Consider the following 18,651-nt stretch of genomic DNA (forward strand, 5'->3'; position numbering starts at 1 on the left):
AATCTATGAAACTCGATCAAAAATATTCCGGTAACGTCTTTATTCTCAGCTCGGACGACTATGCGGCGTCCCGGGCGGTCATCTACGGCATGCCGATGGACTATACGGTCAGCTTCCGTCCCGGTTCCCGGTTCGGCCCTTCGCGCATTCGCGAGGTGTCGATCGGTCTGGAGGAGTACAGTCCGTATTTGGATAAAAGCCTTGAAGATATCACTTATTTTGATGCAGGGGACCTCCTGCTTCCATTCGGTAACGCGGGACGCAGCCTGGAGATCATCGGCGAGTATGTGCGCGGTCTGCTGGCTGACGGTAAATTTCCGCTTGGCCTCGGCGGCGAGCATCTCGTATCCTGGCCTGTCATCCGGGAAGTGTACGCCAAGTACCCGGATCTCGCTTTGATTCACATCGACGCCCATGCCGATCTGCGCGAGCAGTACGAAGGCGAGCCGCTGTCCCACTCGACGCCGATCCGCAAAGCGGCTGCACTGATGGGCGGCAGGAACATTTATCAGTTCGGCATCCGCTCGGGCTCCCGTGAGGAGTTCCGGTTCGGCCGCGAAAACATTAATTTCTACCCGTTCGAGGTGCTTGAGCCGCTGAAGAAAGTGCTGCCGGAGCTTGCCGGACGTCCTGTCTATTTGACGATCGACATTGATGTGTTGGATCCGATGTGCGCCCCGGGCACGGGAACCGCGGAAGCGGGCGGCATTACGTCGAAGGAGCTGCTTGCCGCGATTCACGCGATGGCCGCTTCGGAGCTGAATTTCGTCGGCGCCGACATCGTCGAGGTTGCCCCGGCTTACGATCCGACGGAGCAAACCCAGATCGTCGCCAGCAAGCTGATCCGCGAAATGCTGCTCGGCTTGGTGAAATAACATCCAGATGAATAAAACCGGTCTTTTCGTCTTACTTTCAGGCGAAGGGCCGGTTTTTTGTCTGATGTATGCTGGGGCCCCGGCCTGCTTAAGCTTGGCGCAGCGTGAGCACCGTAAGCTCCGGGCGGCACAGGAAGCGGATGGGGTGCTGAGAGACGCCGATGCCCCGGTTTACGTATAATTGCAGCTTGTGATCGCCGATCGTGTATCCGCCGATCACATACTTCTTGCCGTACTTGGGGGTCACGACATGCCCCAGCAGCGGGATCCGTACTTGGCCGCCGTGGGTATGGCCCGACAGCTGTAAATCCACCTGGTGGTCAACGGCGACGTCGGCAAAGTCGGGGCAGTGCGCCAGCAGCATGACGAAGTCTTTCGGCTTGGCCAGGCGTGTCGCCTCTTTCACATCGGGTTTCCCCATCCACATGTCTTCTACGCCCGCGATCCACATCGTGCTTCCTCCGTGTTGTACGGCCGCCAAATCATTTCGAAGCATGCGGAATCCGCCCTCGGTCAGGAGCCCGGCTACTTCGGCGGATTCATTGAAATAATCATGGTTTCCGAGCACTGAAAACTTGCCGAGCGCCGCCTTCATGTTCGCCAAGGCCTCCGCATAACGTACCCCGTCCTTGCCGATCTCGTAATCGACCAAATCGCCGGTGAAGCAGATGATATCAGGCTGGAGTCCGTTGATCGTTTCCGCCAGCCGGAACAGCTCATCCGTATCGTAATGGAAGCCCAGATGGACATCGCTGAATTGGACAATTCGGATGCCGTCCATTCCCTGAGGCAATCTCGGCAAAGACAGCGTGACTTTGTTCACTTCAAGCCAGCGGCGTTCGGCATATCGGGCATATCCATAGGCGGTCGGCGGTAGGGCTATGATACCTGTTGCTGTTAGGGCCGCCTTCTTGAGGAATGTTCTTCGGGATAGTTTTCTTTTCGCCTTCCTTGTGCTCAAATCCATGAATGAACACATCCTCCGGGAATTATGGAATCAACATGCGAAAGCAGATACAAAAGTATCGCTTTAACCCTATTTGACGTAAAATAAACGGAGCAGGTTTCAAAAGCAGTAATTACGGGAGAGGATCGTTGAGATGACGGACAAGCACACATCGGCAGCCCACAGGCGCCGGGTCGACATTATATTAGAAAGCTTTGCCGCGGGAGAACGCATCGTGCGGCGTATGGATGGGGACTTGTTTCTGAAAGGGGAACAGGTGTACGTTCGTTACGATGAACCGCCCGAAGCGGAAATGGGCCGAACCGTTACTATGGTCAAGGCAGGACAAGGAGAGCTGCGCATCGTACGTCATGGCGATATTCGGCTTGAACAAACCTTTATCCCCGGGAAGCGGCATACAGGGTACTTGCAAACCCCGCAAGGCCGAATCGAACTGGAAACGGAAACCCTCAGTCTGGATGTACGGCAGGAAGGCCCGCCGGACAGCTTGGACGACATAAGCGCTCCGGGCGGTCCGCTGACCATTGCCTGGAGCTATAAGCTGTCTGTGATGGGCGAAGATGGCGGGGAATACCGTCTCTTGCTTCGTGCCGTACCGCAGAAGGATTCGGATCCCGGATCCGGCCGGGCCTGCTGACCTGTCAGGATGATTTGTCTACGGCCTGTACCGCGCGGAAGGCATGAATTTCTTTCACGCTGCTGATTTTTTTCCCGGATTTGATAATAAATCGGGCGTTTTTCCTTAAAATTCTCTTTACGGCGAGCGGCCTCAGTCCCGGTCGCCGCGCAAGCATGAGGGCGATCACGCCCGACACGTGCGAGGTCGCCATCGAAGTGCCGCTCAGCTCGTGGTATTTGCCTCGCGGCCAGGTGGAATAGATTTTCTCGCCGGGAGCATAAATATCAATTTGTTTGCCTACATTGCTAAAAGGTGCAATTCGTCCTTTGCGCGTTGTGGCGCCGACGGCAATAACCTGCCGAAGCCGCGCAGGGTAGTCGACTTCCGCTTGCTTGCCTTCGTTGCCTGAAGAGGCGACGATGATGACGCCCGCCCGGTAAGCGCTGAGGACGGCAGCCTCCAACGCTCTGCTGTACGTTTTCATGCCGAAGCTCATGTTAATCAGTTGAATGCCGTTCGAGACGCACCATTCAATCCCGCTGACAATGTCCGAGACGAAGGCACCCCCTTGGTGATCGAACGCTTTTACCGGATGAATGAGCGCGCCGGGCGCTACGCCGATCATTCCTTTGTTCTGGGTATAAGCGGCAATGGTTCCTGCGATATGCGTCCCATGGCCGTTATCGTCTATAGGAAGCAAATGGCGGTTCAAAATATTCACGCCCCGGGAGAGGCAATGGCGAAGATCGGGATGGGAATAATCCGCTCCGGTATCGATGATGCCGATGCGGACTCGTTCGCCCCGGGATTTCCTCCAGGTCTGGGGTGCGCGGATATGCTTTATTCCCCAAGGAATGACTGTTTTCTCGGCTGACCTGCCGCCTTCGGAGGGCGATAACGTTCTGGCCATAGACATATTCCAAAAGCTGTGTACTTTTGCGCGGTTGTCTTCTTCGACAAAATGGATAAAAGGAACGGAACTGAGCTTTTCCGTCGAACGCAAAGTACACGAGATACCGCGAATCAGCCTGAGCGGCTGAATGTGTCGAAGCAGGGGCAGGGATTTGCGCTGCCGGCTGATGAGCCGGGCAAAAGCAGCGTAATCGCGCCCATGAGCAAAGCGGATAATATGCCGCTTCTCGGCGTTCTTCGAATCGACCACCGCCTCATGAAGCCACGCAACAAATGCTGAAGGATTCATAATCTTCCTCCCCCCCTTTAGCTGGCGAGCGTTCCTTAGTTATCGTATGTAGGAGGGTATACTCCCGTATGAGCGCATAACCTTATGCCAAATAAATAGGTTGTAGGCATGTGTCAAAGCGCATGGGGCTACATACGATATCAAGGGGGAGTGTCTGGTGTTCCCTCTTCTAGGGTCAGAGGAGCAAGGGAAGGCTCAAGAGTCCGGCTTTGGTCCTTTGGGGATACAGTCAGGAACGAAGGATTCCGCCTAATGGGCCGTCCGGCACAGGATCGGGTTACGGCATACGGCGTAATCCTTCGTTTCATTTCGCTAAAACCCCGTCAACCAGTTGCATTTTTGGATAAAATAAGGTTTACTAATTGAAGATAGTGGATATTGTAGTGATAAAGTTGCCGACTGTGAGCGGCCACGCTTCTCTGTAACAGTTGCAAGCGCATATAAATGTCGGAAAGGATGTGCCCCGAAATGAGTGCTCAGAACCTGCTTAAAATCGGTACGGAGCAAGCCAAGGAAATGCCTATGGTGGATCTCGCCTTTGAATTGCTGAAGGCGGCGAATACGCCGTTTTACTATCGGGATCTGATGATGGAAATCGCCAAAATAAAAGGTCTGTCCGATGACGAGGTAATGCAGGTCATCGCCCAGCTATATACCGAGATCAACATTGACGGTCGTTTTGCATGTGTAGGCACCAACCTGTGGGGCCTGAAGCGTTGGTATCCCGTGGAGAAATCCGAGGATGCTGTGGGCAGCGGCAAACGTCCGCGCATCATTAACGATGAAGACGATGACTTGGATGATGAGGATTTGTTCGCTGAAGAAGAAGATACGTTTGCTGAAGAAGACTATGACAGCTACGATTCTCCTCGCGACGACTACGATTCGGAGGATGAGGTGGAGGAAGAGACCGAATTCTTCGAAGAAGAGGAGGCTGACGAAGAAGTCCTTGATGAAGTGGAACTTGATGAGGAAGTTTCCGATCTGGAGGATGACCTCGACGATCTGGAAGAAGATTTCGAAAGTGCAGACGACGATAAAAATGACAAATAATAGCTGCGCCTCCTTTCTCCTTGACAGGTTGACCCGATCAGAGTAAACTATTTTCTGGGCTTTGGATGAACATTACGGACCATGAGGTCCTTTTGGATAAAAGTGCCCCGCCGGAGCGGGGGCTTTTTCTTTTTTTTAGGCAAGCTAAACTTGGGAGGTATTACATAATGACAAAGTATATTTTCGTGACCGGAGGCGTTGTTTCTTCGCTTGGTAAAGGCATTACGGCGGCGTCGCTCGGAAGATTGCTCAAGAACCGCGGGCTAAAGGTCACGATTCAGAAATTCGATCCGTATATTAACGTCGACCCGGGAACAATGAGTCCTTATCAGCATGGGGAAGTATTCGTAACGGACGATGGTGCGGAGACAGACCTCGACCTTGGCCATTATGAACGTTTCATCGATATCAATCTGTCCAAGAACAGCAACGTCACGACAGGCAAAGTGTACTCCTCCGTCATCGCAAAAGAACGCCGCGGAGAATATTTGGGCGGCACGGTGCAAGTCATCCCTCACATCACAAACGAGATCAAGGAGCGGGTGTTCCGGGCCGGGCGCGAAGCCCAATCGGATGTAGTTATCACAGAGATCGGGGGTACGGTAGGCGATATCGAGAGCCTCCCGTTCCTCGAAGCCATTCGTCAAATAAAAAGCGACATCGGCCGGGATAACGTGATGTATATTCACGTCACACTGATTCCGTATCTGAAGGCGGCAGGAGAGGTCAAAACAAAGCCGACTCAACACAGCGTAAAAGAACTCCGCGGCATCGGCATTCAACCTCAAGTTATCGTCTGCCGCACGGAGCACCCGCTGGCTGAAGACATGAAGCGGAAGCTGGCGTTGTTCTGTGATATCGACCCGGGCGCCGTTATCGAAGCGCGCGATGCAGAAACGTTATATGAGGTTCCGATGATGTTTCGCGAGCAGGGGCTTGACGACATCGTGGTGAATCATTTGAAGCTGTCCGCGAACGAGCCGGATATGACGGAATGGGAAAACCTGATCAAACGCGTTAAATCGCCTAAAGAAACGACCGAAATCGCCATTGTCGGTAAATACGTAGCGCTTCATGACGCTTATCTGAGCATTGTCGAGGCGCTGGGCCATGCCGGTATCGATTGCAACACCGAAGTGAAAATCCGCTGGGTGAATGCGGAAGAAGTGTACGACCACAACGTCGGCGAGCTGTTGGGCGGCGTTCAGGGAATTCTGGTTCCCGGCGGTTTTGGAGACCGCGGCATCGAGGGCAAAGTGACGGCGATTCGTTATGCCCGCGAGAACAAAATTCCGTTCTTCGGCATCTGTCTCGGCATGCAGGTGGCCGTCGTCGAGTATGCCCGTTCGGTGCTCAAGCTTGAGGGTGCGAACAGCTCGGAAATTCACCCTACGACGCCTTATCCGGTCATCGATCTGCTGCCTGAGCAGAAGGATATTGAGGATTTGGGCGGAACGATGCGGCTTGGATTGTATCCTTGCAAGCTCAAAGAAGGATCGCTCGCGATGCGCTGCTATGGTGACGAGCTTGTATACGAACGTCATCGTCACCGGTACGAGTTTAATAATGAATACCGTGAAACGCTTGAAGCCGCAGGCCTGCATATTTCGGGAACCAGTCCTGACGGCCGCTTGGTGGAAATCATTGAATGTCCGGACCACCCTTGGTTTTTGGCGGTGCAGTTCCATCCGGAGTTTACTTCGAGACCGAACCGTCCGCAGCCGCTGTTTAAGCATTTTGTACAAGCGGCTTACACTCACGGGCGATAATCTTGATATGTCGGGAGTGCCCTGCTTTCCGTAATGGATAGGCAGACAGCCGAATAACGATAGCCTTCGACTCGGAGAAACGGACGGAGGCTGTAATGTCTGCTTAATTTGTAAAACTTTTCAAAATTTTTTGGTGGAGACAGCAGGAATCGCGTTTCCGGTATAGAATATTTTGTTAGGTGTACAAATCAGGACGGAATTTCCCAAATGCATTGGGAAAACGAAAATGGGAGGGTACTCACTTGAAGAAGAAACTGCTCATCGTTGATGACCAGAATGGTATCCGTATATTGCTGATGGAGGTATTCAGCAGTGAAGGGTACGAGACATATCAGGCATCCAATGGTAAGTTGGCGCTTGAGATCGTAAGAAACGTGTCGCCCGATCTTGTTCTTTTGGATATGAAGATTCCCGGAATGGACGGTCTTGATATCTTGAAGCACATCAAGAGCATTGACGCTTCGATTAAAGTCATCATGATGACGGCTTACGGGGAGCTGGACATGATTAAAGAAGCTACTGATCTTGGAGCGATTATGCACTTTACGAAGCCGTTCGATATCGATGAGCTCCGTCAAGCCGTTAATCAGCATCTTCGTTCCTCGAATAACAGTTCATACGCCGTGGGATCCTGAAAAGGGTCTCTTTTTTTAAAATACAAGATTAGACAAGTCCACTGCGGAGGAAACTAAATCTGCAGGAATAGATGTTCCAAACCTCGGATGTTTCTTCACCGAAAGCCTTCTTCCGTATGCCGATCATCGTATGGCCTATTGCTGATATCACTGCGTTTGTTCCCGTTTTCATACCGTTCATACGCTGAGGGAGCCGGGTCACGGGATTCTCGTTTGTCCATTTGTATGGTATAATGGGCCAGTATGACTTTAGAACGGTATACAAGCCGGAAAGTTCAAATTATACTTAGAAGGAGAGAAATACTATGCCACTTGTTTCCATGAATGAATTTTTACCTAAAGCCAAGGCAAATAAATTTGCCGTAGGCCAGTTTAACATGAATAATCTGGAATTCGCTCAAGCGATTACGGAGGCGGCTGAAGAATTAAAATCGCCTTTCATTTTTGGCGTTTCCGAAGGCGCCCTGAAATATATGGGGATCGAATATACAGTGGCATTGGCTGAAGCTGCAGCGAAGAAATCGGGACTTCCCATCGCGCTGCATTTGGATCACGGCAGCAGCTTTGAAGTAGCCATGAAATGTATCCGTGCAGGCTTCAGCTCCGTTATGTTTGATGGTTCGCACTATTCATTTGAGGAAAATATTCGTTTGACCAAAGAAGTGGTGAAAGCAGCTCATGCGATGGGGGTATCCGTTGAAGGAGAGCTTGGGACCATCGGCGGTGTAGAAGACGATATCAGTGTGGATGAGGCTGACGCTGCTTTGGCTAAACCGGAAGAAGCGATCCGTTTTTACGAGGAAACCGGTGTCGATTGCTTGGCCATTGCCGTAGGTACGGCACACGGAATGTACGCGGGAGAGCCGAATATCCGCTTTGACATCATCGACAAGGTGGCGAGCGCGATTCCGGTACCGGTTGTACTGCACGGCGGCTCCGGCGTTCCGGATGAGATGATTCGCAAAGCCATTGCTGCAGGTGTAGGCAAGATCAATGTCAACACCGAGAATCAGGTGGCTTGTACGCAAACGATCCGCGAAGTGCTGAACAAAGACGCAAAAGTGTACGATCCTCGTAAATACCTCACTCCTGCTCGCAAGGCCATGGTTGAAGTGGTCAAATCCAAAATCCAGCTGTTCGGAAGTGCCAACCAAGCTTAAGGATACAGCGGGAAATACACTGGTTTAGGTGTGTTTCCCTTCTGTTTTTTTACCCTTATCAGTGTATTTGCTTGATCACCTTACATGTGGTGAAGTAGGAGGAAAAACAACGAAATGGAAAAACTGATGATTGCCGGCGGGCGCCCGCTGCGGGGAACGGTCCAAATCAGCGGAGCCAAGAATAGCGCGATCGCGCTTATACCGGCTGCCATTTTATCGGAATCCGCCGTAACGCTTGACAATTTGCCTGAATTGAGTGACGTTGCGATTTATACGGAGATTCTGGAGGAACTTGGCGCAACGGTCGACTGGAATCATGATAGAATGGTCATCGATCCAAGTCGGCTGATTTCCAGGCCGATGCCTAACGGTAATGTTAAAAAACTTAGAGCATCATATTATTTAATGGGAGCACTGTTGGGTCGATTTCGGGAAGCGACGATCGGCATGCCTGGGGGCTGTAATTTTGAACCGCGGCCAATCGACCAGCATATCAAAGGCTTTGAAGCATTGGGGGCATCGGTTACGAACGAAAATGGGGCTCTGCATATCAAGGCAAAGGAACTGCACGGAGCCAAAATATATCTGGATGTCGTCAGCGTAGGGGCGACGATCAATATCATGCTGGCGGCATCGCGTGCCAAAGGCGTTACAACGATTGAAAATGCGGCAAAAGAGCCTGAAATTATAGACGTAGCGACACTTTTGAACTCGATGGGAGCTAAAATCAAAGGCGCAGGGACCGAGACGATACGGATTGAAGGCGTGGATGCGCTTTACGGCTGCAGGCACTCCATTATTCCGGACCGGATTCAGGCGGGAACTTATATGATTGCCGCCGCTGCGACACGTGGCGACGTCATTGTGGACAACGTCATTCCTAAGCATTTGGAGGCCATTACGGCCAAATTGCAGGAGATGGGCGTGCATATTTACGAAATGGACGAATCGATTCGCGTCGTAGGACAGACGGATTATGAAAGTGTTGATGTCAAGGCGCTGGTATATCCGGGCTTTGCAACGGATCTTCAGTCTCCTATGAGCAGTCTGCTTACGCAAACCAAGGGTGTCAGCATTCTGACGGACTATGTGTACAGCAACCGATTCAAGCATATCCCTGAACTCCATCGCATGGGCGCGCGTATTAAAGTAGAAGGACGATCGGCCATTATCGAAGGAGGCCCGCTTACGGCGGCCAAGGTGAAAGCGACCGATCTTCGCGCAGGAGCAGCGCTTGTGATCGCCGGGCTGATCGTTCCGGACGGCATTACAGAGATCACCGGCGTGGAGTATATCGATCGGGGCTACGATCATCTCGTGACCAATCTATCAAATCTGGGGGCCGAAGTTTGGCGGCAGCACGAATGAAGAAGCGGTATACTTTTCTTTCAAATTGGGTATGGCTATAATAGATCATTTGCAAAGTTTGAAAATTTAATAGTTTGGTGGTTGGATATGTATGGATATGCATCTGGCGCAATTGGAAGCGCTGAAGCTCACGGAATTATACAAGCTGGCTAAAAAGCATCAAATTCCGTATTACGGGCAGATGAAAAAAAAGGAACTTATTTTTGCGATTTTACGTGCTCAGGCCGAGCAAAGCGGCTTGATGTTTATGCAGGGCGTGCTGGACGTCCTACAGGAAGGGTTCGGATTTCTACGTCCGATCAACTATTTGCCCAGCAGTGAGGATATTTATATTTCCGCTTCTCAGATTCGCAGATTTGATCTTCGCTCCGGCGACATGGTTTCAGGGAAGTGCCGGCCTCCCAAAGAGAACGAACGGTATTTTGGTTTGCTGCACGTGGAAGCCGTGAACGGCGAGGATCCGGAAACAGCGGCGGAACGCCTTCACTTCCCGGCGTTGACACCTCTTTATCCGCAAAAGAGACTAATCTTGGAAACCTCCCCTACCAAACTTTCTACCCGATTGATGGATCTGTTAACTCCCGTAGGTTTTGGACAGCGGGGATTGATCGTTGCTCCTCCGAAAGCAGGAAAAACGCTGCTGCTTAAAGAAATTGCCAACAGCATCTCAACGAATCATCCGGATGTAGAGCTGTTCGTGCTTCTGATTGACGAGCGTCCAGAGGAAGTGACGGATATGCAGCGTTCGGTAAAAGGCGAAGTCATCGCATCTACGTTTGACGAGGTTCCGGAAAACCATATCAAGGTGGCCGAACTGGTGCTCGAGCGCGCCCAGAGGCTGGTAGAGCACAAGAAAGACGTTGTCATTCTGCTTGACAGCATTACGCGTCTGGCTCGCGCCTATAACCTTGTCGTTCCGCCGACAGGACGTACGCTTTCCGGGGGGATTGACCCCGGCGCATTCCACCGCCCGAAGCGTTTTTTCGGCGCTGCCCGCAACATCGAGGAAGGCGGCAGCCTGACCATTCTCGCTACTGCGCTTATTGAGACGGGTTCGCGCATGGATGACGTCATCTATGAAGAGTTTAAGGGGACCGGTAATTTGGAGCTGCACCTTGACCGTAAGCTGGCGGAACGTCGGATTTTCCCGGCGATCGACATTCGCCGCTCCGGAACGCGCCGCGAAGAGATGCTCCTGACCAAAGAGGAGCTTGATAAAGTGTGGGCGATCCGCAAAGGCATGAATGATTCCCACGATTATATTGAAGCTTTCTTTAAGAGGTTTGGCGAAACAAAAACAAATCAAGAGTTTCTGGAAACGCTGGAGCCTAACGGAGGCGGTCCTCAATCCGGCGGCAGTGGCGGTGCTTCCCGGCGGGTTAAGCATTCCGTCTCGTAGGAGGGTAGGTTCATGAATTTGGTTTATGCCGATCGTGATGGCAACGTCTACGATCATCCGGATTTTACGGGTCTTGGACGCAGCGGCGATACGGTGATGGAGATGCTGGAAGAAGAGCTCATTCCGCTGCCGGAAGGAGCCACCCTCGTCAGTTTGCCGGACACTCGCCCCATCGGCATCCACGTGCGAACGGGCGAAATGCAAATCGTGCCTGGAGAAGTATCGGCCGTCGGCGCTTTACTGCCGCAGGGCTTTACCCGTCTGCTGCTGCCCGGTTATGTGAAGGCGGATAAGAATAAGGTGCTTCCTTTGTTCGGCTATACCGCGGTCGTTTGGAAGGACGGCGGGTTTTATGTAGCGGCCGAGGCGAGTGACGATCCTGAGCGTTGGAATCCCCGGAATTGTGACCCGGACGAGCTGGAACTGCAAGTGCAGCGCATTCTGGGGCAGTATAAAGATAACCGGCTTTATCAGCACTTATCCAATTGTGCGCTCGGATACGAATGTTTAACGGCTTCGAACACGTTCCTGAATCGTTGGGAAGGCGCTGTTCCGGTCTCTTTCTCCTGTAATGCCGGCTGTTTCGGCTGTATTTCCGAACAGCCTGAGGACAGCGGTTTTCCTGCGCCTCAGACACGAATGAACTTCAAGCCTACCGTCGAGGAAATCATACAGGTGATGCTGGAGCATCTTAAGACTCCGGAGAGCATCATCAGCTTCGGGCAAGGTTGCGAAGGCGAACCGTCGACCCAGGCCAAAATGATTATCGAAGCGATCCGGGAAGTCCGGCGCCAAACGAGTACGGGTTTTATTAACATCAATACGAATGCCGGCCTGACGGACCATATCCGCGGTATTGTCGACGCGGGCCTGGATTTGATGAGGGTCAGCACGATCAGTGCTCTGGACGATCATTATAATGCTTACTACAAGCCCCGCGGCTACACGCTGAAAAACGTGGAAAAATCGCTTCGTTATGCGGCGGATCACGGGGTCGTCACTTCGATTAACTATTTGATTTTCCCGGGTGTGACGGATCGTGAGGAAGAGATGGAAGCCATGATCGATTTCGTTCGCCGAACCGGTCTTAAGCTGATCCAATTGCGGAATTTGAACATCGATCCGGAAAGCTATTTGGAGCTTATCCCGAAGCCGCGCGGTGAGCGTTACGGGATGAAGCAGATGCTGGATATTTTTCGGGAGGAGCTTCCCGGCGTCGTGCTCGGCTCCTATACGCATATCCCGCAGGAACTGGCTGACATGCGTAAGAAACACTTGCAACACGGATAGCTCCATGGTATAATCCGATCATGTGTGCTAAAAGATAACTCTGATTCACATGGTGTTTCAGGGCAAAAGAGGTGAAAGAGTAATGAAAGAAGCTATTCATCCGACATACTATCAAACGACGGTTACTTGCGCATGCGGTAATACGTTTGAAACGGGATCCATCAAGCAAAACCTCCGTGTGGAGATTTGCTCCGCTTGCCATCCGTTCTTTACCGGTAAGCAGAAATTCGTGGATGCCGGCGGTCGCGTAGATAAATTCAAGAAGAAATACGGCATTTAATTTTTGTCAGATTCTATACAGCATGAACCGTGCCTCCTGTGGCTATTCTAAGATTACGTATCTTAGTGCTGCAGGAGGTGTTTTTTTATGAAGAAAAGAATCTTTTTCCTTGCCGCGGTATGGCTGCTGGCGGTTTCTGTTACGACGGCTTGCGGAGGAGCCGCCAATACTCGGCAGGAAGTGAGGACGCATAGCAAAGACGGTTTGCTGGGGATTACGGAAGTGAATCCTAACATGCCGTTAAGCAAGACCTACCGGACATACTCCGATGATGTTCGTGTGATGGAGGCTGCTATTAAAGAGCGGTTCCCGATGGTTACGAACACAACGATCACTCTTAATGGGCCTGTAGCCCATGTACTGCTCAATGTGCCTGCCGGAACAAGCGCGGAAGAAATTGCCCGGATCAAGCACGAGGCGCAGGCTGTTTTGGCCGCTGCCTCTCCGAGATACAATATAGATGCTGACGTTTCTGCCAAATAACTCCCTCCATGTTGATATTTTTGATGGGATCGACTATACTTATCTATGCCGTGCTAGACGGGGAGGTAGCGGTGCCCTGTAACCCGCAATCCGCTGTAGCGGGGTCGAACGCCTAATCGCGGTATTGCGATGTGAGGGTTGGGTTTTAAAGTCGGTGTTGAGAGTCGGGTCCTTCGCAATGGATGCCCGTGAACCCGGTCAGGTCCGGAAGGAAGCAGCCGTAAGCGGGATGGTTCATGTGCCGAAGGGTGGCCTAACTTGAGTCGATGATAAAAATTCCACTTGGATCGTAATATCAAGGTAGGTGCACGGTTTTTCTTTTCTTAATGTACAGTAAAATACAGTGAACAAAGGAAATACACCGTATGGGAAGCCTCTTAGGCTTATCCATTCGGTGTTTTTTTGCGTCGGCCGCTCATTATTTTCTCCCCGGAATGCTCGAGTAAGAAGTTTTCTTAAAAAAGGGGAGGAAAATGAAAAAAATAGGAGAATTGTATACTAAAGTTAACTGGGCCGGCAAGAACGTACAAACCATACGGCGTTGTGCGATGGGCTTTCGTAGAGAAAAACAGGGGGGAGAGAATTGCGTTGCAGCATGAATTAAATTTGCTCCAGCGATTTGCGGGTACGTTCTTAAAAGATGTCAATTTGGGAGTTATGCTGATCAATACGGATTTTGAGCTTATTGATATTAGCGACATGGCCTGTCGTGTACTCGGTTTAGACAGAGAACAGGTTCTCCAGTTGCCAATGGAACAGGTGTTTGCTGATTTGCCGGCAGAACACCAACTGGTGCAAAGAAGCATTTTGGATGGCATGGTCGTACGCAATCACGCTCTGTCATGGACTAATAACCAGGAAAGGTACGAGCTGCTTGTCGATTCGAATGTGTTAAGAGATGAGGAAAGCCGGGTCGTAGGGGCTTACATCATTTTTAAAGACGTTACGAATCTTCGTTCCCTGGAGGAACAGGTACAGCGAAGCGACCGCTTGGCCATGATCGGCCAGATAGCAGCGGGTACCGCGCATGAAATCCGGAATCCGCTAACTTCCATTAAAGGGTTCCTTCAGGTTATTCGAAAAACGCTTCAGGATCAGGGGTTGGAGAAGGAAAGCGGTTATACGGAAGTGATGCTGCAGGAAATCAACCGGATTAATGAACTGGTCAACGAATTTTTGCTGCTGAGTAAACCGAAGAACGTTACATACGATAAGGTCGATGTGTCTCAAGTGCTGCGTGACATTTTGCCGATCATCAACAATGAAGCGATTTTGCACCGGGTTGTTGTACAGTACGAAGCCATGTACGACCTTCCTCTGGTTGTCGCCGATCGTGAAATGCTCAAGCAGGTGTTTCTTAACATATGCAAGAACGGAATCGAAGCTATGGGAGATGGAGGTTTTTTAACGATAACGGAAAAGGCGGATGTGGAGGAACGGAAAGTCAATATCATTATCCATGATACGGGTCCCGGAATTCCGATGTATGTGGTGGATAAAATATTCGATCCGTTTTTTACAACGAAAGTGGAAGGAACGGGTCTGGGTTTATCCGTCTGCCAGCGCATCATCCATGATATAGGGGGGCATATCCGAGTTTCCTCCAAAGGCTTCGGAACCACGTTTACCGTGAGCATTCCTTTCCCGTAAGGCTATGAACTTCAAACCTGCTCTTAAGTGTAGTATAATGGACTGAATAAACGAACATTTGGAGAGGGCAAGATGGCACATATCGCCTTATACCGAACATGGAGGCCCCAATCCTTTAAGGATATGGTAGGCCAGAAGCATATTGTCCAAACCTTACAAAATTCGCTTCGCGAAGGACGTTTCAGTCACGCTTATTTATTCAGCGGTCCCCGTGGGACGGGCAAGACCAGTGCGGCCAAAATATTGGCTAAAGCCGTTAACTGCCAGAACGGTCCGGCAGTGGAGCCTTGCAATCAATGTGAGGCCTGCCTACGGATTACCGAAGGAGCCGTAATGGATGTCGTGGAAATTGATGCGGCTTCCAACCGCGGGGTCGAGGAAATACGCGACATTCGCGATAAGGTAAAATATGCGCCTACCGAGGTACGTCAAAAGGTGTACATCATTGACGAGGTGCATATGCTGACTACAGAGGCTTTCAATGCGCTGCTCAAGACATTGGAAGAACCGCCCGGCCATGTGATGTTTATTTTGGCAACGACGGAACCGCATCGTATTCCTGCAACGATTATATCCCGCTGTCAGCGGTTTGATTTCCGCCGCGTAGCGCTTGATGAACAAGTGGAGCGTCTTCGCGAGGTTTGTTCGAACGAACAAATAGAGATCGATGAGGACGCGTTGGCATTCATTGCCCGGCTCTCCGATGGAGGCATGCGCGATGCGCTCAGTTTGTTGGACCAGATCATCGCTTTTTCCGGACAGCGGGTAAGTTACGAGGACGTGCTTTCCATTACGGGGGGGATGGCGTCCGATCAATTCGAGAAGCTCGTTACCGCCATTCAGGACAAAGACTTCGGCGCTGCGCTGCGATTGATCGATGACTTTATGCAAGAAGGCAAAAGTGCGGACAAGTGTATGGAAAACTTGATTTACTACTTCCGTGACTTGCTGATGGTGAAGATGGTGCCGGGGTCAGGGGCGGTCACGGAACGCATCGTGGATGTGAAGAGGTTTTCCGAGGTGGCTCAGCGGTTTACAAGCGAAAGTCTGATTGCCATGATCGATACGCTTAACTATTATCAGACGGAAATGAAATATTCCGTGCAGCCTCAGACGCTGCTTGAAGTGGCCGTAATGAAGCTTTGTACTCAGGTTGGCGGTCCGGTCGCGGGTTCGGGTTCCGCTTCCGTTGTGCAGGCTGCGCCTGAACGGCAAGACGGTCTGGTTGTCCAGTTAATGGGCCGCATTCAGCGGTTGGAAGACCAGCTTGCCCAACTGATGAAACAGGGAATCGCTCCTGCCGGAGGCAGTCCTGCGCCAAGCGGCAGAGCGGGATTAGGCGGCACTGGCCGACAAGCCTCTGCGCCGGCTGTAGTGAAGAAAATCGAAAAGCTGGATGCTTTCCTGCAAGGGAGAGAAGATGCCGCTTTCCGAGGCGTGCTGCAGCAGTGGAGTCAAGTGCTCGGTCGGGTGAAGGAGCTCAAAATTACCGTGCACGCTTGGCTGGTAGACGGGGAGCCGGTTTCCATCCATGACGGCCGATTGTTAGTCGCATTCAAAAGCGCCATGCATCGGGAAACGACGGAAAAGCCTGCGAACAAACAATTGATCGAGCAGGTCATGAATGAAGTGCTCGGCCAGCCGTACCGGCTTGTCACGGTGATGATGAAGGACTGGAAAGCCGCATCCGATCAGGCTGGGGGTGCCGAAGCGCCGAAAGAGGAGCTGCAGCTCGTTGCAGAGGATGAACAATCCGGCGGCGGCAGGGAAGCATGGATTGATGAGGCCATACAATTGTTTGGCGAAGAATTGGTAAAAATAAAAGAAGACTAATATGTGAACGCGAGGAGTGTATTTCATAATGAACAATATGAACCAAATGATGAAGCAAGTGAAAAAAATGCAGGAGCAAATGCTGAAGGCCCAGGAAGAGCTGGCGAACAAAACGTTCGAGGGCACGGCCGGCGGCGGTGTGGTTAGCGTAACGGTCAACGGACATAAAAAGGTAACTTCCGTTGTGATCAAGCCGGAAGCTGTGGACCCGGACGATGTTGAAATGCTGCAGGATTTGGTGCTTGCCGCTACGAATGACGCCATGCTGAAAGCGGAAGAATCGGCCGGTAAAGAAATGTCCAAACTAACCGGCGGTCTTAACATTCCGGGATTATTCTAAACGGAGACCGGATCATCATTAGCCGCGCGAGGCTAAAGAGGCCTCTAAGTTTAACGTGTGAGGAGCTAATCGCTTGTTTTATCCCGAACCATTAGCCAAGCTGATCGATTCGTTCTCCCGGCTTCCGGGCGTCGGACCCAAGACGGCGGGGCGCCTGGCGTTTCATGTGCTGCGAATGAAGGAAGACGATGTCATCGATTTTGCCAAAGCACTCGTAAATGTCAAAAGGAATCTGCACTATTGTTCGGTCTGCTGTAATATTACCGACACGGATCCGTGCCGTATTTGTCAGGACAAGAGCCGCGACGCCTCAACGATTTGCGTGGTGCAGGAGCCCAAAGATTTGGTAGCCATGGAGCGGACGAAAGAGTACAACGGGTATTATCATGTTCTTCATGGAGCGATTTCGCCTATGGAAGGCATCGGGCCTGACGAGATCCGGATTGCCGATTTATTGAAACGCTTAAGCGATGAGCGTGTTCAGGAGCTTATTCTGGCCACGAATCCGAATATTGAAGGTGAAGCAACCGCAATGTACTTGTCTCGGCTGGTCCGTTCCTTTGGGCTGAAAGTGACACGAATTGCACACGGTCTGCCGGTCGGCGGGGATTTGGAGTATGCCGACGAAGTCACATTAACCAAAGCGCTTGAAGGGCGCAGGGAATTACTATGAAATAGATTGTTTCTCCAAGAGGTCCTGCCCGGGTTACGGCTGATTGAGCCGCGTTGCCGGGGAGGGCTTTTTTTGGTTCTATTCGGGTTCTGTTCTTTATATGTATGTAATGTATGGGACGAACCTGGAGAAACCAAGGAGGCGGAGATATGAAGCAGTGGATATTGAAACTGTGGAAAAGAAAGGAGAGGAAAAGAGAAGACGCGATACAAAACGATAGGCTTTTGCTTGTACAGGAAATACGCAAAGCGCATCTGGAATGGGAAACGGCGCAGAAGCGGTTTGATTACGTTATAGAAAAGGAACAGATCGATTACGCCGTGTTTGCTTTGGAGACTGCCGAAAAAAGGTTTGAGATGCTGATCAGGCAAGCCAAAAATATGAGAATCTCACCGAATGAAGTATGGTCCAGCTTTGTATTGGAGGAGTCTTCATGAAGCCTTATATATTGTGGGGGGTTTTTCTCCTGTCCGGCGGGTTGCTTGGTTTCTTATTGATGAGAAATCGGTTTGCTTTTCAGTGGCTGGGCAAAATATGCCTGCATCTTGCTTTTGCTTGCATCATGTTGTATATTGTTAATCTGTTCAGTTCGTATACCCACCTGGAACTTCCGCTTAATACGGTAACTGTGGGTATGGTCAGCATTCTTGGGCTTCCGGGACTGGCTGTTCTTGCCGCTTTGAAGCTGTGGGTATTGTGAGACAGACGGAAATAATATTCCGCAAAAAAAAAGCTTGCATTGAATTGGGCCGATATGATATATTAATCAAGTCGCCGCTAAATAGGTGACAACAAACGACAAAAGATTTCAATCGATTTTGTCGAAAGAAATTGCCCTTTGAAAACTGAACAACGAGTGAGTGTAAAGATAGAGAATCGAGAGATTCTCGCCAGTAGTAGATGTATGAGCTAATCAGATTTTCTTTGATGGAGAGTTTGATCCTGGCTCAGGACGAACGCTGGCGGCGTGCCTAATACATGCAAGTCGAGCGCTAGGGGTGCTCCCTTAGGGGAGACCTCCTGGAGCGGCGGACGGGTGAGTAACACGTAGGCAAC

Annotated in this window: 19 protein-coding genes, 1 rRNA gene and 1 other RNA gene; 19 read left to right on the top strand and 2 right to left on the bottom strand. The window is 51.1% G+C overall.

What is annotated here, in order from left to right; all coding sequences use genetic code 11:
- The first annotated feature begins 5 nt into the window (after positions 1-5).
- Positions 6-875, top strand: a complete 870-nt coding sequence (gene speB, locus NR121_RS08540) for an agmatinase (RefSeq protein WP_062410306.1) — start codon at positions 6-8, stop codon at positions 873-875.
- A gap of 88 nt (positions 876-963) precedes the next feature.
- Here the strand turns inward: speB and NR121_RS08545 are convergent, their stop codons facing one another.
- Positions 964-1,842, bottom strand: a complete 879-nt coding sequence (locus NR121_RS08545; protein ID WP_256831072.1) for a metallophosphoesterase — start codon at positions 1,840-1,842, stop codon at positions 964-966.
- Between the two features lie 133 nt (positions 1,843-1,975).
- On the opposite strand from NR121_RS08545, the gene NR121_RS08550 reads away from it, so the two are divergent.
- A complete protein-coding gene (locus NR121_RS08550; RefSeq protein WP_074728923.1) occupies positions 1,976-2,479 on the top strand; it encodes a YwiB family protein in 504 nt (167 codons plus the stop codon).
- 4 nt (positions 2,480-2,483) lie between these two features.
- Here NR121_RS08550 and NR121_RS08555 read toward each other — a convergent pair whose 3' ends face one another.
- On the bottom strand, positions 2,484-3,662 hold the full coding sequence (locus NR121_RS08555; protein ID WP_062410308.1) for a S8 family peptidase: 1,179 nt from the start codon (positions 3,660-3,662) through the stop codon (positions 2,484-2,486).
- Positions 3,663-4,130: 468 nt separating this feature from the next.
- Between NR121_RS08555 and rpoE the strand changes: the two genes are divergently transcribed.
- The 17 genes from rpoE to NR121_RS08640 form a co-directional block, all read left to right on the top strand.
- Positions 4,131-4,715: a DNA-directed RNA polymerase subunit delta gene (rpoE, locus tag NR121_RS08560; protein WP_062410309.1), complete on the top strand. Its 585-nt coding sequence runs from the start codon at positions 4,131-4,133 to the stop codon at positions 4,713-4,715.
- Between the two features lie 167 nt (positions 4,716-4,882).
- Positions 4,883-6,484, top strand: coding sequence for a CTP synthase (locus tag NR121_RS08565; RefSeq protein ID WP_054817042.1), 1,602 nt, complete (start codon positions 4,883-4,885; stop codon positions 6,482-6,484).
- Between the two features lie 242 nt (positions 6,485-6,726).
- Positions 6,727-7,119 carry a response regulator gene (locus tag NR121_RS08570; RefSeq protein WP_054817043.1) on the top strand — a complete coding sequence of 131 codons (393 nt, stop codon included), beginning with the start codon at positions 6,727-6,729 and terminating at the stop codon, positions 7,117-7,119.
- Between the two features lie 305 nt (positions 7,120-7,424).
- Complete coding sequence (gene fba / locus NR121_RS08575) at positions 7,425-8,279, top strand: class II fructose-1,6-bisphosphate aldolase (RefSeq protein WP_054817044.1); 855 nt, start codon at positions 7,425-7,427, stop codon at positions 8,277-8,279.
- Positions 8,280-8,393: 114 nt separating this feature from the next.
- Positions 8,394-9,647, top strand: a complete 1,254-nt coding sequence (locus NR121_RS08580) for a UDP-N-acetylglucosamine 1-carboxyvinyltransferase (RefSeq protein WP_054817045.1) — start codon at positions 8,394-8,396, stop codon at positions 9,645-9,647.
- Positions 9,648-9,738: 91 nt separating this feature from the next.
- On the top strand, positions 9,739-11,046 hold the full coding sequence (rho, locus tag NR121_RS08585; protein ID WP_054817046.1) for a transcription termination factor Rho: 1,308 nt from the start codon (positions 9,739-9,741) through the stop codon (positions 11,044-11,046).
- A gap of 12 nt (positions 11,047-11,058) precedes the next feature.
- The gene (locus NR121_RS08590) at positions 11,059-12,336 is read left to right on the top strand and encodes a radical SAM family protein (RefSeq protein WP_054817047.1); all 1,278 of its coding nucleotides are present in this window, start codon (positions 11,059-11,061) and stop codon (positions 12,334-12,336) included.
- Between the two features lie 82 nt (positions 12,337-12,418).
- Positions 12,419-12,616, top strand: coding sequence for a 50S ribosomal protein L31 (rpmE, locus tag NR121_RS08595; protein WP_054817048.1), 198 nt, complete (start codon positions 12,419-12,421; stop codon positions 12,614-12,616).
- Positions 12,617-12,703: 87 nt separating this feature from the next.
- The gene (locus NR121_RS08600) at positions 12,704-13,099 is read left to right on the top strand and encodes a hypothetical protein (RefSeq protein ID WP_054817049.1); all 396 of its coding nucleotides are present in this window, start codon (positions 12,704-12,706) and stop codon (positions 13,097-13,099) included.
- A gap of 48 nt (positions 13,100-13,147) precedes the next feature.
- Positions 13,148-13,411: signal recognition particle sRNA large type (gene ffs, locus NR121_RS08605), an RNA gene on the top strand.
- A 276-nt stretch (positions 13,412-13,687) separates the two neighbouring features.
- On the top strand, positions 13,688-14,749 hold the full coding sequence (locus tag NR121_RS08610) for an ATP-binding protein (RefSeq protein WP_062410311.1): 1,062 nt from the start codon (positions 13,688-13,690) through the stop codon (positions 14,747-14,749).
- A 72-nt stretch (positions 14,750-14,821) separates the two neighbouring features.
- Entirely contained in the window at positions 14,822-16,582 is a 1,761-nt protein-coding gene (gene dnaX, locus NR121_RS08615; RefSeq protein WP_062410312.1) for a DNA polymerase III subunit gamma/tau, read from the top strand.
- A gap of 28 nt (positions 16,583-16,610) precedes the next feature.
- Positions 16,611-16,922 carry a YbaB/EbfC family nucleoid-associated protein gene (locus NR121_RS08620; RefSeq protein WP_062410313.1) on the top strand — a complete coding sequence of 104 codons (312 nt, stop codon included), beginning with the start codon at positions 16,611-16,613 and terminating at the stop codon, positions 16,920-16,922.
- 73 nt (positions 16,923-16,995) lie between these two features.
- Positions 16,996-17,595, top strand: a complete 600-nt coding sequence (recR, locus tag NR121_RS08625; protein ID WP_062410314.1) for a recombination mediator RecR — start codon at positions 16,996-16,998, stop codon at positions 17,593-17,595.
- 149 nt (positions 17,596-17,744) lie between these two features.
- Complete coding sequence (locus tag NR121_RS08630) at positions 17,745-18,032, top strand: DUF2508 family protein (protein ID WP_062410315.1); 288 nt, start codon at positions 17,745-17,747, stop codon at positions 18,030-18,032.
- Positions 18,029-18,295 (top strand): pro-sigmaK processing inhibitor BofA family protein, encoded by a 267-nt coding sequence (locus NR121_RS08635; protein ID WP_054817050.1) that lies wholly within the window; start codon positions 18,029-18,031, stop codon positions 18,293-18,295. The genes NR121_RS08630 and NR121_RS08635 overlap by 4 nt, the downstream gene beginning before the upstream one ends.
- A gap of 224 nt (positions 18,296-18,519) precedes the next feature.
- A 16S ribosomal RNA gene (locus NR121_RS08640) occupies positions 18,520-18,651 on the top strand; the annotation flags it as partial.

The sequence above is a fragment of the Paenibacillus sp. Pae15 genome (assembly GCF_024519685.1).
Lineage (GTDB): Bacteria > Bacillota > Bacilli > Paenibacillales > NBRC-103111 > Paenibacillus_G > Paenibacillus_G naphthalenovorans.

Excerpts from the sequence above, each read along its gene's own strand:
- NR121_RS08545 (WP_256831072.1), bottom strand. The coding sequence starts at position 1,842 with ATGGATTTGAGCACAAGGAAGGCGAAAAGAAAACTATCCCGAAGAACA.
- NR121_RS08600 (WP_054817049.1), top strand. The coding sequence starts at position 12,704 with ATGAAGAAAAGAATCTTTTTCCTTGCCGCGGTATGGCTGCTGGCGGTT.
- rpmE (WP_054817048.1), top strand. The coding sequence starts at position 12,419 with ATGAAAGAAGCTATTCATCCGACATACTATCAAACGACGGTTACTTGC.
- NR121_RS08630 (WP_062410315.1), top strand. The coding sequence starts at position 17,745 with ATGAAGCAGTGGATATTGAAACTGTGGAAAAGAAAGGAGAGGAAAAGA.
- rho (WP_054817046.1), top strand. The coding sequence starts at position 9,739 with ATGGATATGCATCTGGCGCAATTGGAAGCGCTGAAGCTCACGGAATTA.
- NR121_RS08635 (WP_054817050.1), top strand. The coding sequence starts at position 18,029 with ATGAAGCCTTATATATTGTGGGGGGTTTTTCTCCTGTCCGGCGGGTTG.
- NR121_RS08550 (WP_074728923.1), top strand. The coding sequence starts at position 1,976 with ATGACGGACAAGCACACATCGGCAGCCCACAGGCGCCGGGTCGACATT.
- rpoE (WP_062410309.1), top strand. The coding sequence starts at position 4,131 with ATGAGTGCTCAGAACCTGCTTAAAATCGGTACGGAGCAAGCCAAGGAA.
- dnaX (WP_062410312.1), top strand. The coding sequence starts at position 14,822 with ATGGCACATATCGCCTTATACCGAACATGGAGGCCCCAATCCTTTAAG.
- NR121_RS08580 (WP_054817045.1), top strand. The coding sequence starts at position 8,394 with ATGGAAAAACTGATGATTGCCGGCGGGCGCCCGCTGCGGGGAACGGTC.
- fba (WP_054817044.1), top strand. The coding sequence starts at position 7,425 with ATGCCACTTGTTTCCATGAATGAATTTTTACCTAAAGCCAAGGCAAAT.
- NR121_RS08555 (WP_062410308.1), bottom strand. The coding sequence starts at position 3,662 with ATGAATCCTTCAGCATTTGTTGCGTGGCTTCATGAGGCGGTGGTCGAT.
- NR121_RS08565 (WP_054817042.1), top strand. The coding sequence starts at position 4,883 with ATGACAAAGTATATTTTCGTGACCGGAGGCGTTGTTTCTTCGCTTGGT.
- NR121_RS08590 (WP_054817047.1), top strand. The coding sequence starts at position 11,059 with ATGAATTTGGTTTATGCCGATCGTGATGGCAACGTCTACGATCATCCG.
- speB (WP_062410306.1), top strand. The coding sequence starts at position 6 with ATGAAACTCGATCAAAAATATTCCGGTAACGTCTTTATTCTCAGCTCG.
- NR121_RS08620 (WP_062410313.1), top strand. The coding sequence starts at position 16,611 with ATGAACAATATGAACCAAATGATGAAGCAAGTGAAAAAAATGCAGGAG.